Annotated in this window: 15 protein-coding genes and 1 tRNA gene; 13 read left to right on the forward strand and 3 right to left on the reverse strand. The window is 47.5% G+C overall.

Going from position 1 to position 13,129, the window contains the following annotated elements; translation table 11 throughout:
* Positions 1 to 47 precede the first annotated feature (47 nt).
* The 5 genes from NYE62_RS04515 (at position 48) to rpsN (ending at position 4,257) form a co-directional block, all read left to right on the forward strand.
* Positions 48 to 815, forward strand: a complete 768-nt coding sequence (locus NYE62_RS04515) for an ABC transporter ATP-binding protein (protein WP_199022436.1) — start codon at positions 48 to 50, stop codon at positions 813 to 815.
* A gap of 15 nt (positions 816 to 830) precedes the next feature.
* Entirely contained in the window at positions 831 to 1,820 is a 990-nt protein-coding gene (locus NYE62_RS04520) for an aliphatic sulfonate ABC transporter substrate-binding protein (RefSeq protein WP_208480219.1), read from the forward strand.
* Positions 1,820 to 2,653: an ABC transporter permease gene (locus NYE62_RS04525; protein ID WP_342497265.1), complete on the forward strand. Its 834-nt coding sequence runs from the start codon at positions 1,820 to 1,822 to the stop codon at positions 2,651 to 2,653. Before NYE62_RS04520 ends, NYE62_RS04525 begins: the two co-directional genes overlap by 1 nt.
* Before the next feature lie 24 nt (positions 2,654 to 2,677).
* A complete protein-coding gene (gene ssuD / locus NYE62_RS04530) occupies positions 2,678 to 3,814 on the forward strand; it encodes an FMNH2-dependent alkanesulfonate monooxygenase (RefSeq protein WP_342497266.1) in 1,137 nt (378 codons plus the stop codon).
* Positions 3,815 to 3,987: 173 nt separating this feature from the next.
* Entirely contained in the window at positions 3,988 to 4,257 is a 270-nt protein-coding gene (gene rpsN / locus NYE62_RS04535) for a 30S ribosomal protein S14 (RefSeq protein ID WP_039062849.1), read from the forward strand.
* Positions 4,258 to 4,277: 20 nt separating this feature from the next.
* Here the strand turns inward: rpsN and NYE62_RS04540 are convergent, their stop codons facing one another.
* Together NYE62_RS04540 and NYE62_RS04545 are read right to left on the reverse strand one after the other, a co-directional pair.
* Positions 4,278 to 4,745 carry a hypothetical protein gene (locus tag NYE62_RS04540; protein WP_251257039.1) on the reverse strand — a complete coding sequence of 156 codons (468 nt, stop codon included), beginning with the start codon at positions 4,743 to 4,745 and terminating at the stop codon, positions 4,278 to 4,280.
* Complete coding sequence (locus NYE62_RS04545; RefSeq protein ID WP_003155407.1) at positions 4,742 to 4,945, reverse strand: helix-turn-helix transcriptional regulator; 204 nt, start codon at positions 4,943 to 4,945, stop codon at positions 4,742 to 4,744. Before NYE62_RS04545 ends, NYE62_RS04540 begins: the two co-directional genes overlap by 4 nt.
* 189 nt (positions 4,946 to 5,134) lie before the next feature.
* On the opposite strand from NYE62_RS04545, the gene NYE62_RS04550 reads away from it, so the two are divergent.
* Positions 5,135 to 5,208, forward strand: a tRNA-Gly gene (locus NYE62_RS04550).
* Between the two features lie 89 nt (positions 5,209 to 5,297).
* On the opposite strand, the gene NYE62_RS04555 is transcribed toward NYE62_RS04550, so the two are convergent.
* Positions 5,298 to 5,921, reverse strand: a complete 624-nt coding sequence (locus NYE62_RS04555; RefSeq protein ID WP_025284465.1) for a hypothetical protein — start codon at positions 5,919 to 5,921, stop codon at positions 5,298 to 5,300.
* A gap of 84 nt (positions 5,922 to 6,005) precedes the next feature.
* Here NYE62_RS04555 and queG point away from each other — a divergent pair, with 84 nt between their 5' ends.
* From queG to prkA, 7 genes are all read left to right on the forward strand, one after another.
* Complete coding sequence (queG, locus tag NYE62_RS04560) at positions 6,006 to 7,166, forward strand: tRNA epoxyqueuosine(34) reductase QueG (protein ID WP_144664027.1); 1,161 nt, start codon at positions 6,006 to 6,008, stop codon at positions 7,164 to 7,166.
* 75 nt (positions 7,167 to 7,241) lie between these two features.
* The gene (locus NYE62_RS04565; protein WP_032868267.1) at positions 7,242 to 8,153 is read left to right on the forward strand and encodes an amidase domain-containing protein; all 912 of its coding nucleotides are present in this window, start codon (positions 7,242 to 7,244) and stop codon (positions 8,151 to 8,153) included.
* Positions 8,154 to 8,189: 36 nt separating this feature from the next.
* Positions 8,190 to 8,672: a tRNA (uridine(34)/cytosine(34)/5-carboxymethylaminomethyluridine(34)-2'-O)-methyltransferase TrmL gene (trmL, locus tag NYE62_RS04570; RefSeq protein WP_007610253.1), complete on the forward strand. Its 483-nt coding sequence runs from the start codon at positions 8,190 to 8,192 to the stop codon at positions 8,670 to 8,672.
* A gap of 136 nt (positions 8,673 to 8,808) precedes the next feature.
* Complete coding sequence (locus tag NYE62_RS04575) at positions 8,809 to 9,441, forward strand: YhbD family protein (RefSeq protein ID WP_015417094.1); 633 nt, start codon at positions 8,809 to 8,811, stop codon at positions 9,439 to 9,441.
* Positions 9,432 to 10,145 (forward strand): polymer-forming cytoskeletal protein, encoded by a 714-nt coding sequence (locus NYE62_RS04580; protein ID WP_260854722.1) that lies wholly within the window; start codon positions 9,432 to 9,434, stop codon positions 10,143 to 10,145. The genes NYE62_RS04575 and NYE62_RS04580 overlap by 10 nt, the downstream gene beginning before the upstream one ends.
* 11 nt (positions 10,146 to 10,156) lie before the next feature.
* Entirely contained in the window at positions 10,157 to 10,867 is a 711-nt protein-coding gene (locus tag NYE62_RS04585) for a hypothetical protein (RefSeq protein WP_144664030.1), read from the forward strand.
* A gap of 358 nt (positions 10,868 to 11,225) precedes the next feature.
* Positions 11,226 to 13,121 (forward strand): serine/threonine protein kinase PrkA, encoded by a 1,896-nt coding sequence (gene prkA / locus NYE62_RS04590; protein ID WP_003155391.1) that lies wholly within the window; start codon positions 11,226 to 11,228, stop codon positions 13,119 to 13,121.
* Positions 13,122 to 13,129: the final 8 nt, after the last annotated feature.

Here is a 13,129-nt window from a genome sequence, read left to right on the forward strand (position 1 = left end):
CCTTTTTGTTTTTCGATCGCGCGCGGCAGGAGGAGAGGGGAAGACAGATGGCTGTAACCATCAGCATACAAGAAAAAGCTTTTGAGTATGAAGGCCGGAAAACGCCGGTGCTGAATGATATTGAGCTTTCAATTGCATCGGGAGAATTTTTGACTGTCATCGGTCCGAGCGGATGCGGCAAAAGCACGCTTTTAAAATTGATTGCCGGTCTTGATACCGATTATAAAGGCTCTGTCACAATAAACGGCCGCAATGTGTCGGGACCGGGCATCCGGCAGGGATTTATCTTTCAGGAGCACCGGCTGTTTCCCTGGCTGACGGTAAAACAAAACATCGCTGCCGATCTCAATATGAACGACCCGGCCGTTCGGAAAAAAGTGGATGATCTGATTGAGGTTGTCAGGCTGCAGGGAGCGGAGAACGCTTATCCGCGCGAATTATCCGGCGGCATGTCGCAGCGGGTCGCCATCGCCAGAGCCCTTTTGCGCGAGCCGGAGGTGCTGCTTTTAGATGAACCGTTCGGGGCGCTTGACGCTTTTACGAGAAAACATTTGCAGGATGTGCTGCTTGATATATGGCGCGAGAAAAAAACGACGATGATTCTGGTCACGCATGATATTGATGAATCCGTCTATTTAGGCGATAAGCTGGCGATCCTCAGGGCAAAGCCCGGCCGGCTGCACAGCCTGATGCCGATTCAGCTTCCGCATCCGCGCAATCGGATGTCAGCGGATTTTCAGGCCGTCCGGCAGAAGGTGCTTTCTGAATTTGAGAAAACGGAAGACCTCCGGTTTGCGGATGGGTCCGGAATATAGAAGGGACGAAGCGAAGTGAAAAAAATCATCATTCTTTTAGCCGCAGCAGTCATGATGTCAGCCGGATGCAGTGCAGACAGGACAGGAGGGAGCGGGAAAACGGTGAAAGAAATCCGGATCGGCATCCAGCAGAGTTTAAGCCCGCTTCTCATTGCCAAGGAAAAAGGCTGGTTTGAAGAGGCCTTCAAAAAAGACGGAATAAAAGTAAAATGGGTCGAATTCCAAAGCGGTCCTCCGCAGTTTGAAGGTCTTGCCGCCGATAAGCTTGATTTTTCCCAGGTCGGCAATTCACCGGTCATTTCCGGTCAGGCGGCAGGGATTGATTTTAAAGAGATCGGGCTGTCTCAGGACGGGTTAAAGGCAAACGGCATTCTCGTAAACAAGGGCAGCGGGATTCAGAGCCTGAAAGAATTGAAAGGTAAAAAAATCGCTGTAGCCAAAGGCAGCAGCGGCTTTGATTTTCTCTATAAAGCTTTAGATAAAGCCGGGCTTTCCGCCGATGACGTCACCATCATCCAGCTTCAGCCTGATGAGGCGGTTTCCGCTTTTGAAAACAAATCAGTTGACGCATGGTCCATTTGGGAGCCGTATTTGTCGATTGAAACGCTGCAGCACGGGGCGGAAATATTGGCGAACGGAGAAAGCACAGATTTATATTCTCCCGGTTTCACGTTAGTCAGAACGGGATTTTCCAAAGAACACCCGGATGAGGTGGTCCGTTTTCTGAAAGTGTTCAATAAGGCAGTTACATGGCAAAAGGAACACAAAGATGAAGCTGTCTCCTTATATGCGAAAATCAAACATCTTGATCCGAAAGTCGTCAGAAACGTGCTTAACAATACTGAGCCTCTCAATGAACCGATCAATGATGATATTGTCAAAGCCCAGCAGGAAACCGCTGATTTTCAATATCAAACAAAAGCGATTCATAAGAAAATTCATGTAAAAGACGTTGTCGACAATTCATTTATTAAAAAAGCGCTTGAAACGGGGGATGGCAAGTAATGAAAGCAGAAGCATCAACGGCTGCCAGCGCAATAAGCCAATCAGAAAAGAAAGCTCTGGCAAGATCCCGGAAGTATTCATACCAATGGATGAAAGGGATTGTACTCCCGGCTGCGGTCATCGCAGTATGGCAGTTTATCGCAAGTCTGGGCATCGTCTCGGCCACGGTGCTCCCCTCACCTATCGTCATCTTGCAGACGTTTCAGGAACTTCTTCTTTCAGGTGAACTTTGGGGTCATTTAGAGATCAGTTTATACAGGGCTGCTGCCGGATTTCTGCTTGGCGCGGGCCTCGGACTTGTTTTCGGGCTGCTGGTCGGTTTCTCAAAGCGGACGGAAGCATATCTAGATCCGTCTCTGCAAATGCTCAGAACGGTTCCGCACTTGGCCGTGACTCCTCTGTTTATTTTGTGGTTCGGGTTTGATGAGACATCAAAAATTCTGCTGATCGCATTAGGGGCATTTTTCCCCGTGTACATTAATACGTTTCTCGGAATCCGCAGTGTGGACGCGAAGCTGTTTGACGTCGCGCGGGTGCTGGAATTTAACTGGTATCAGCAGATGACGAAATTAATTCTTCCGGCATCTCTGCCGAATATCCTGCTCGGCATCAGGCTCTCTCTAGGCATTGCGTGGCTCGGTCTCGTGGTGGCGGAACTGATGGGATCGAGCGAGGGCGTCGGTTATATGATTATGGATGCCAGACAATTTTCACAGACAAATAAGGTGTTTGTCGGCATTATCATTTTTGCGGCTGTCGGCAAGCTGACAGATGCATTGGTCAGAATGCTCGAACGGAAACTATTAAAATGGCGGAACAGTTATGAAGGGTAACCTATTAAAAAAGGAGAGATTCATATGGAGATTCTTTGGTTTATTCCGACGCATGGTGACGGCCGGTATTTAGGGACGCAAACGGGAGGGAGAACGGCGGATCATCTTTATTTTAAGCAAGTGGCACAGGCGGCGGACAGACTCGGGTATACGGGGGTTCTGCTGCCGACGGGGAGATCATGTGAAGACCCGTGGCTGACGGCTGCCGCTTTAGCGGGGGAAACGAGTGACTTGAAATTTTTAGTGGCGGTCCGTCCGGGACTGATGCAGCCGTCTGTCGCTGCGAGAATGGCGTCGACAATGGATCGGCTGTCAGACGGCCGTTTGCTCGTAAATGTCGTAGCGGGCGGAGATCCTTATGAACTGGCGGGAGACGGCCTGTTTATCAGCCACGATGAACGTTATAAGGCGACTGAAGAATTTTTAACCGTCTGGCGCGGACTCATGCGGGGGGAAACGGTGACATATGAAGGGGACCATATCAAAGTGGAAAACAGCAATCTGCTGTTTCCGCCAAAGCAGTCTCCGCATCCGCCATTATATTTCGGCGGTTCATCACAGGCGGGAATTGAAGCTGCGGCGAAACATACAGATGTCTATTTAACATGGGGAGAGCCGCCGGAGCAGGTAAAAGAAAAGATTGAAACCGTTAAAAAACAGGCTGCCAAGGAAGGAAGGACGATGCGTTTTGGTATCAGACTTCACGTGATTGTCCGGGAGACTGAGGAAGAGGCATGGGAAGCGGCTGATCGATTAATCAGCCACTTAGACGAAGAGACGATTGCGAAAGCGCAGGCTGCGCTTCGGCGCGCTGATTCATCGGGACAAAAACGGATGGCCGATCTCCATAACGGTGACCGCTCGAAGCTTGAGATCAGCCCGAATCTCTGGGCCGGCATCGGACTGGTCAGAGGCGGAGCGGGCACGGCGCTTGTCGGTGATCCGCAGACTGTCGCTGCTCGAATTTTAGAGTATCAGGCACTCGGCATTGAGACGTTTATCTTTTCAGGCTACCCGCATCTGGAAGAAGCTTATTATCTGGCTGAACTCGTGTTTCCGCTTCTGCCGTTTCAGAATGAACGGACTAAAAAGCTTGAGCGCAGACTGGGTGAAGCAATGGGAAACGACCATTTTGCAAGAGGAAATAAAGCGACAGTCTGATGACGTCGCAAGGCGGATAATTGACGGCGGGCGCTTTCTGCGGATTCATTTCGGGGAAATGCCGGCAGTGAAGGCGGGTATTCACCCGCCTTTTTAATCGCTTAGCTTGCACGATACTCATATGGATGATATGATACAAAACGTAATTATTACGATTTGTTAGGGGTGCTGAAATGGCAAAAAAATCAAAAGTGATCAAAGAGCTCAAGCGGCAGAAGCTTGTTGAACAATATGCGGACATCCGAAGAGAATTAAAGGCAAAAGGAGACTGGGAAGCGCTGAGCAAACTGCCGCGTGATTCTGCTCCGGCCAGGCTTCATAACCGCTGTACGTTGACGGGGCGGCCCCGCGGATATATGAGAAAATTTAAACTGTCCAGAATCGCATTCAGGGAGCTGGCCCATAAAGGCCGGATTCCCGGGGTGAAAAAAGCGAGCTGGTAACGTAAAAAACTCCGGATCTGTCATGAACCGGAGTTTTTGCCGTGCTTATGAAAAGTGAAAACATAAGCCAAATGCTGAATCATCATCAGAATGAAAATCAAAAGAATCGGAAAAAAGGGAAGATGCGGCTGAATCAGCGGATAAAACAAAAGCAGAACGGCTGCGGCCGGCAATGAGAAGTAAACGGCGATATACGAGGAACGGCAAGCTTTAGCCGTCATCATCTGTTCTCTTTCATCCTGTTCCTCAAATTCATCGGGCACAAGCCTGTGCTTTTTGCCGTTCCGTTTTTTCTTTTCAGTATAGATATATAATGCAGTACAAACGGTAAACAGCAGAAACGGCGTGATATTCAGCTCAAATGAACCGCTCCCCTCCGTTTGGAAAAACTGAGCGATCCGCGGCGCCGCTTCCATAAAGGAAATAAGCGTCCAGCAGGCCAATCCGTAGAGTGCAAGGTGAAAACACGCTTTTCTTTTCAAACTCATTTTTTCTCCTCCTCCAGCCAGAAAACTTCCTCCATCGGCAGGGAGAAAGCCCGGCAGATGTTAAGCGCCAATAAAAGTGAAGGCACATAATCTCCTTTTTCAATCGCTGCAATCGTCTGTCTGGTGGCTCCGGCTTCTTTTCCGAGCGTTTCCTGAGAATAGCCGAATCTGGCTCTCAGCTCTTTTACTTTATTTTTCATCATCAGGCGTACCTCAAGTTTTTTCTTTTTTATATTGTATGAGACTCTTAACAAAATGTAAACCCAACTTAACATGTGGACAAAAAAAGAATTTTTTTCGACAAATTTTTTAACATTCCCTTGACGAAAAAAAAATAAACATGTAATATTAGAAACATCAAATCGGTACTGACAAAAAATAATTTTGATGCGGGTGTAGTTTAGTGGTAAAACCTCAGCCTTCCAAGCTGATGTCGTGAGTTCGATTCTCATCACCCGCTCCATACATACGTTATTAACGCAGTGTTTCGTTTCTCTGATAAACGAAGTATTGCGTTTTTTTATGTGAAAAAAGACACGAAGGCGTGTCTTTTTATGAAAGCCAAGAGACGGTATGCGTGCCTCCGTGAATTTGTTCAAACATTTTTGTTAAGGATGATAGCAGCTCATCCGCCGCGTCGGCATGAAATGAAGGCGGGAAAAAGATCAGCTGCAGCATTTTCTTTGTGCCGGGCGTGACCGGGCGGGTATTGATATGTCCGGTGAAGTCGCCGAAAACGCCGTCCGGGCCGGAGAAAGACAGTACGCTTTCTTTTTCTCCGATCGTAATCGAAATCGGTTCATCTATTTCTGCGGCGTCATACGCCATGATAGGCAATGAATATTTCAAGGAGAAAAAAAGTATGGTATCATGGGCTGAATTCACACTTTCAATGAATCGTTCCCGGGAAATATCGCCGAGCATAAGCTCCATCGGCGTTTTTTGTCCTGAAAAGGCGGGACTGAGCTGTTCCATTATACGCGCCCACTCTTTTACAAAAGGCTGCTCTTCTATACCGCCGTCAGCATAATCAAAGTAAAGAGATTCTTGAAATAAACGGAGGCGGCCTTTCAGCATTTGCGGAGCAGGCCCGACTTCGATCTGTTCATATAAGACGGCTGCCGCTTTGATCCCCGGCACCCGTTCAGCAATAAGTGGATCTAAACTGATGTTCAAGTGTGTTCACTCCATTTCGGGATGATAAAACTCTATTATACCTGTGCGGGAGCCTGATCACAAAGAAAGGAGGCTGTGCAAAAAATGAATATTCATAAACTGAAAGAGGAATTAATCGAATACGCCAAAAGCATCGGAGTCGACAAAATCGGGTTTACGACGGCTGATACGTTCGACAGTCTGCGGGACCGGCTGATTCTTCAGGAATCACTCGGCTATTTATCCGGTTTTGAAGAGCCGGATATTGAAAAACGGGTTACTCCGTCTTTGCTTCTCCCGAAAGCCAAATCAATCGTCGCCATCGCCCTTGCGTATCCTTCCAAAATGAAAGATGCGCCGAGGAGCACGAGGGACGGGCGGCGCGGCATTTTTTGCAGAGCTTCCTGGGGGAAGGATTATCATGACGTGCTGAGGGAAAAGCTTGATCTGCTGGAGAATTTTCTCCAAAGCAAACATGAGGATATCCGCACAAAGTCAATGGTGGATACAGGGGAATTGTCCGACAGGGCCGTGGCTGAACGGGCGGGAATCGGCTTCAGCGCCAAAAACTGCATGATCACCACGCCTGAATACGGCTCTTACGTCTATCTGGCTGAAATGATCACCAATCTGCCCTTTGAACCGGATGTGCCGATTGAAGATATGTGCGGTACGTGCACAAAATGTTTAGACGCGTGTCCGACCGGCGCGCTCGTCAATCCCGGACAGCTTAACGCCCAGCGCTGTATTTCGTTCCTGACCCAGACAAAGGGATTTTTGCCGGATGAGTTCCGCACGAAAATCGGAAACCGTCTGTATGGCTGTGACACGTGCCAGACGGTCTGTCCGATTAATAAGGGGAAAGATTTTCATCTTCATCCGCAGATGGAGCCTGATCCGGAAATCGCAAAGCCGCTGTTAAAGCCGCTTTTGACCATAAGCAACCGCGAATTCAAAGAAAAATTCGGACATGTATCGGGATCATGGCGCGGCAAGAAGCCGATACAGCGGAATGCGATTTTAGCTTTGGCTCATTTTAAAGATGCCTCGTCTCTTCCGGAATTAACGGCCTTGATGCACCAAGATCCACGCCCCGTTATCAGGGGGACGGCCGCCTGGGCCATCGGGAAAATCGGTGATCCTGATTATGCGGGGGAATTAGAAAAAGCGCTTCAAATGGAGCAGGATGAGGAAGCTATACGGGAAATTGAAAAGGGACTGGAGCTGTTATCGGTTTCTGATAAGACTAAAACCGGCCGGTCCTGACATATGTATAGAGAAAAAGCACTTGGCGTGAGTTCAAGTGTTTTTCTTTATAAAACAGTATGGTGGGTGGAGCGCTTGAAGCATATTATTGAAGATTTAGCGGAGGCCCGGCTTCATTATTTAATCAACGGAACCGAGATGAGGCACAATGGGCAGCCCGGCGATCTTGAGGTCCTGACGAGAAAAAAAGAGCTGTTTGAAAAGCGGAAAGTTGACATCGTGAAAGCGAAGGCAAAAGCCGTCATTGTCAAAAGCAGCCTTGAGGACGACGGCACGTTATGCGTCATGTACACGATTCATTTCGAATATTTGTGCAAGGAGCATGACGGACACCTTTACTTAGAAGAGCAGATTGAGGAACGGACTGCATTTCTCTATGATCGGCTTTTGATTAAAGACCGGGAAGTAAAGAAAAAACCGGCGGGATTTTCTGACGGAAACAGTGTAATTGAATATGAGCGGAGTGAACGGGAAGATTTCGGGCGGGCGTTTCAATATGACCGTCTGGCTGCCGTGCAGTATGCGGAGAAGTTTTGGAATAAACGAAATCCCGCTTATAAAAATTTCAGCGACAACTGCACCAATTTTATTTCCCAATGTTTACATGCCGGAAAAGCACCGATGCGGGGGCATCCGAACAGAGGCTCAGGCTGGTGGATGAAGGCAAGCTCGTGGAGCTACAGCTGGACGGTCGCGCATTCGATGAAGATGTATCTGGCCCAATCCAAGGCAGGGCTTCGCGCGGTGCAAGTATCAAGAGCTGAAGAACTGATGCCCGGAGATATTATTTGCTATGATTTTGAAGGGGACGGCCGTTTTAATCATACGGCGATCGTGGTCGCGAAAGATAAAAGCAATATGCCGCTTGTCAATGCCCAAACGTATGACAGCAGAATGAGATATTGGTCATATGAGGATTCAACGGCGTATACTCCTTCCATCAGATATGCGTTTTTTCATATTACGGATGATACGACAAAAGAGTAATTAATGATATAATGGTGGGCGGAATAAAAAACAGAGGTGAACATCGTGGCATTACATGTCGTTTTATATCAACCCGAAATCCCGGCCAATACGGGAAATATCGCACGTACTTGTGCGGCAACAGACACAACGCTTCATTTGATCCGCCCGCTCGGATTCTCGACCGATGATAAAATGCTGAAGCGCGCCGGACTCGATTATTGGGAGTTCGTCAACGTCGTATATCATGATTCATTGGAAGAGTTATTTGAGGCATATGAGAACGGAAAGTTTTTCTTCATTACAAAATTCGGCCAAAAGCCGCACACATCATTTGATTACTCAAATACGGAGGAAGACTTTTTCTTCGTATTCGGCAGAGAAACGAGCGGACTTCCGAAAGAATTGATCGAAAACAATATGGACCGCTGCCTGCGTCTGCCGATGACCGAGCATGTGAGATCATTAAACCTGTCCAACACGGCCGCGATTCTTGTATATGAAGCGCTGCGCCAGCAAAATTACAGAGATTTGACGTGAAAAAAACGCCCGCATCCGGGCGTTTTTTTATTGAATAAAAAAGACGGACAGCAGCGGTTCACGGCGTTTTTATATTTATGGGCTTAAAAACGTAACAGTGTTATGTTACAATACTTTCATCGAAGGAGCTGGATTCATGGAGGAACAACTGATTTCTAAAAAAGAATTGCTGGAAGAAACATCAATTTCATATGGGCAGCTGTACCGCTGGAAACGGAAAAATTTAATTCCTGAAGAATGGTTTATCCGAAAATCGACGTTTACAGGCCAGGAAACATTTTTTCCGAGAGCGGAAATATTAAAACGCATCTCAAAAATACAGAAAATGAAAGAAAATCTGTCTCTGGATGAAATGAGAGAAATGCTGTCTCCGCAAATGACTGATGTCAACATAACGTCTGCGGAACTGCTTCAAAAGGGACTGATTTCAAAAGCCGCGCTGCAAGTTTATGGCGAAGACGGCGTGACATTCACGTCCCGCGCGCTGCTGTCTTTATATGTGCTTGAAGGGCTTTTGCAATCGGGCAATATCAGCCTTGAGGAAGGAAAATTGGCGGCAGGGGTGCTGAAAACGTATGAGGCTTCCGAGCTGAAAGCGAATACGGAGCTTGTCATGCTCCGAAAGCTTGGCGTAACGACGTGCTTCATCGCAGACGCGGAACATATTTTATTTGAACCGACTGTCAAAGTGGTTGAACGGGTGGCGCTTGCTGCGGCATCGGAAGAATTAAAAACGAAATGGATGCAGGAGGACCATCAATGGAAGTAACAGATAAATTAATCATTAACGGTTCAGGAAGTTCAAAAGGAGGCCGTTTTCATACAGTGGAGATCAACGGGAGCGGCACGGTATCGGGTGATGTGGAGTGCACGAGCCTTTTGTTTAACGGCAGCGGAAAAACAGACGGACATGTCAAGACGCAAACGCTGACGATCAGCGGTTCGGGGAAAATTTCCGGCAGTGCCGAAGCTGAATCCATCCGTATCAACGGAACGGGTGTCATTAAAGGTGATGTCAAAACGGAGCGGCTGAACGTCGCGGGATTTTCATCTTTCGGCGGCGGTGTGAAAGCTGATGATATTTTCATATCCGGGAAAGCCGGGATTGAAGGCGATTGCGAGACAGAGACGTTCCGTTCGGAAGGCAAATGCAAGATTGGCGGCCTGCTGAATGCCGATGAAGTCAGTATTAAGCTGACGGCGGGAGAGAGCCATGTGAAAGAGATCGGCTGCCGCCATTTGAAAGTGATGAGCAGAAAGAGCGTGCTTACGCGTTTTAAGCTGATGCCGGCCCCGGTGCTGACAGCGGAGCTGATTGAAGGTGACATCATTGAATTGGCGGACACGAACGCGAAGACAGTCCGCGGAAATCATGTGCGGATCGGCGCAGGCTGCACCATTGGGACTGTGGAATACAGCGGCGATTTTACATGTGATCCTTCCGCTTTGGTTAACAAAGTCGTGAAACGATAGGAGGAACTGCGATGGAAACGACAAAAAAATTGAGTCATTTAAAAATGTACGGAGCCGGACACGCCTCCGGCGGCTCCTACCAAAATGTAAGCATTAAAGGGGAAGGAACTGTCGGCGAAGGACTTCAAAGCGAACGCTGCCGGGTATTCGGTACGGGACTTTTTCTCGGAGATGCCGAGATCAACAGGCTGAAAATTTTCGGAGAGCATGAAGTTGCAGGAGATTTATCAGTACGTTCAGCAAACGTGATGGGCACATTGAAAGTCGGCGGCTCCATGCGTTTCGCCACGATGAGGCTGAAAGGACTTGCTGAAATTGGCGGCGGGGCCGCGGGAGAGCAGTGTCATATAAAAGGCAGTCTCACCGTCGGCGGCGATTGCGAGACGGAGCTGCTTCATGTAACAGGATGTATCAATGTGGCGGGATTGTTAAACGCGGGGGACGTAAACATCCATTTGCGTTATGACCGAAGCCGCGTGAAAGAAATCGGCGGCACATCGATCACCGTCAGACGGAAACCCGGTTTTCTTAAACGGAAAGCCGGCACGCTTTCTGCTGAATTGATCGAAGGAGACGCAATTTACCTCGAATACACGGAAGCGGACATCGTCAGAGGAAAGCATGTGGAAATCGGCCCGGGCTGCAAAATCGGAAAAATCGAGTATCAAACAAGCTGCAAATCTCATGAAAAATCAACTGTCCAAGAACATATTCAAATATGAAACATTGTTATGTTGTACAGGAAAGGGTGCTCTTCATAAAGAGCACCCTTTTGCCGTTATTTGTTTTCAGGTTTGCTGTCGTAACCCGCCGTAAAAATGGATACTAAAAAAGTGAGAATGACCCCAAGTAAAATGATCGTTTTCATCATTTCTCCTCCTCTTTGCTTTTCCATTTGATGTCCGAGTCTGGATGAAACTGTATTTCTTTCATTATGAACGGTGCACCGGACCCTTGTCAATGACGGCCTTATAACGTCTTTATTTTTAAGAAACGAAAAGCATGTATTATCACGTCACCGCATAGATTGTAACAAAGTACCTTATTTCTAGTGCATTAACCATGATAGAGGAGGTTCTTATGGATATATTAAAGAAAATTGAAAAGTACAGAGAGGAAGAGCAGCGTCTCAAATGGGAAGGGACGTTCGCTGATTATTTGGAGATCATAAAAGAAAATCCATTGGTCGCGCAGTCTGCTCATTCTCGTGTTTTTAATATGATAAAAGACAGCGGAATCGAGGAGGATGACGGTAAAAAGACATACAGCTTTTTCTCGCGGGAGCTGTTCGGCCTTGAGGAATCTCTGGAACGGCTCGTGGAGGAATACTTTCACCCGGCTGCCAAGCGGCTCGATGTAAGAAAACGGATTTTACTATTGATGGGACCCGTCAGCGGCGGAAAGTCAACTCTTGTCACCATGCTGAAAAAAGGGCTTGAAGCCTACTCATTGACAGACAACGGAGCTGTTTACGCCATTAAAGGCTGCCCGATGCATGAAGATCCTCTCCATCTCATTCCCCATCATCTGCGCGACGATTTCTACAGAGAATACGGCATCAGAATTGAGGGCAGCCTTTCTCCGCTTAATGTCATGCGGCTTGAAGAAGAATACGGCGGCAGAATTGAGGATGTAAAGGTTGAACGTATATTCTTCTCGGAGGATAAACGTACCGGAATCGGAACCTTCAGCCCGTCTGACCCGAAATCACAGGATATCGCCGACTTGACGGGGAGTATTGATTTTTCAACGATTGCCGAATACGGCTCAGAATCAGATCCGCGCGCTTATCGGTTTGACGGTGAATTAAATAAAGCGAACCGCGGAATGATGGAGTTTCAGGAAATGCTGAAATGCGATGAAAAATTTCTGTGGCACCTTCTGTCACTCACGCAGGAAGGGAATTTCAAAGCCGGACGGTTTGCGCTCATCTCAGCCGACGAATTGGTTGTTGCGCATACGAACGAAACGGAGTACCGCTCGTTTATTGCCAATAAGAAAAATGAAGCCCTTCACTCCAGGATCATCGTGATGCCTGTTCCTTATAATTTAAAGGTGTCAGAGGAAGAACGGATTTATGAAAAAATGATTTCTGAAAGTGATGTTTCTGACGTACACATCGCCCCCCATACATTAAAAGTGGCCGCGATGTTTTCTATTTTGACCAGGCTGAAGGAACCGAACCGCTCTGATATTGATCTCGTCAAAAAAATGAGGCTCTATGACGGAGAAAGCGTTGAAGGTTACAATTCCGTTGATCTTGAGGATATGAAGAAGGAATTCCATGATGAAGGAATGAGCGGAATTGACCCGCGCTATGTCATCAACCGCATTTCCTCAACAATTATCAGAAAAAATATGGAATCGATCAATTCGCTTGACGTGCTGCGTTCCTTGAAAGAAGGACTCGACCAGCATCCGTCCATCTCCGCCGAGGACAAAGAGCGGTATATGAATTTTATTTCCGCCGCCAGGAAAGAGTACGATGACATCGCTAAAAAAGAAGTGCAGAAGGCGTTCGTCTATTCATATGAAGAATCCGCGAAAACTCTCATGGACAATTATTTAGATAATGTGGAAGCGTACTGCAATAAAAATAAGCTCCGCGATCCGCTGACGGGTGAAGAAATGAACCCTGACGAAAAACTGATGAGATCCATTGAAGAGCAGATCGGCATTTCAGAAAACGCGAAAAAAGCGTTCCGCGAAGAAATTTTAATCCGCATATCCGCCTATGCAAGAAAAGGAAAACGCTTTGACTATAATTCGCACGAAAGACTCCGCGAGGCGATTCAGAAAAAGCTGTTCGCAGACTTAAAAGATGTGGTGAAAATTACGACCTCCACCAAAACGCCGGATGAGCAGCAGCTTAAAAAGGTCAATGAGGTAGTGGCAAGGTTAATAGATGAACACGGCTATAATTCGACTAGCGCTAATGAACTGCTGAAGTATGTCGGAAGCTTGTTAAACCGCTGATGTTTGAT

Source organism: Bacillus sp. FSL K6-2861 (assembly GCF_038630725.1).
GTDB lineage: Bacteria > Bacillota > Bacilli > Bacillales > Bacillaceae > Bacillus > Bacillus velezensis.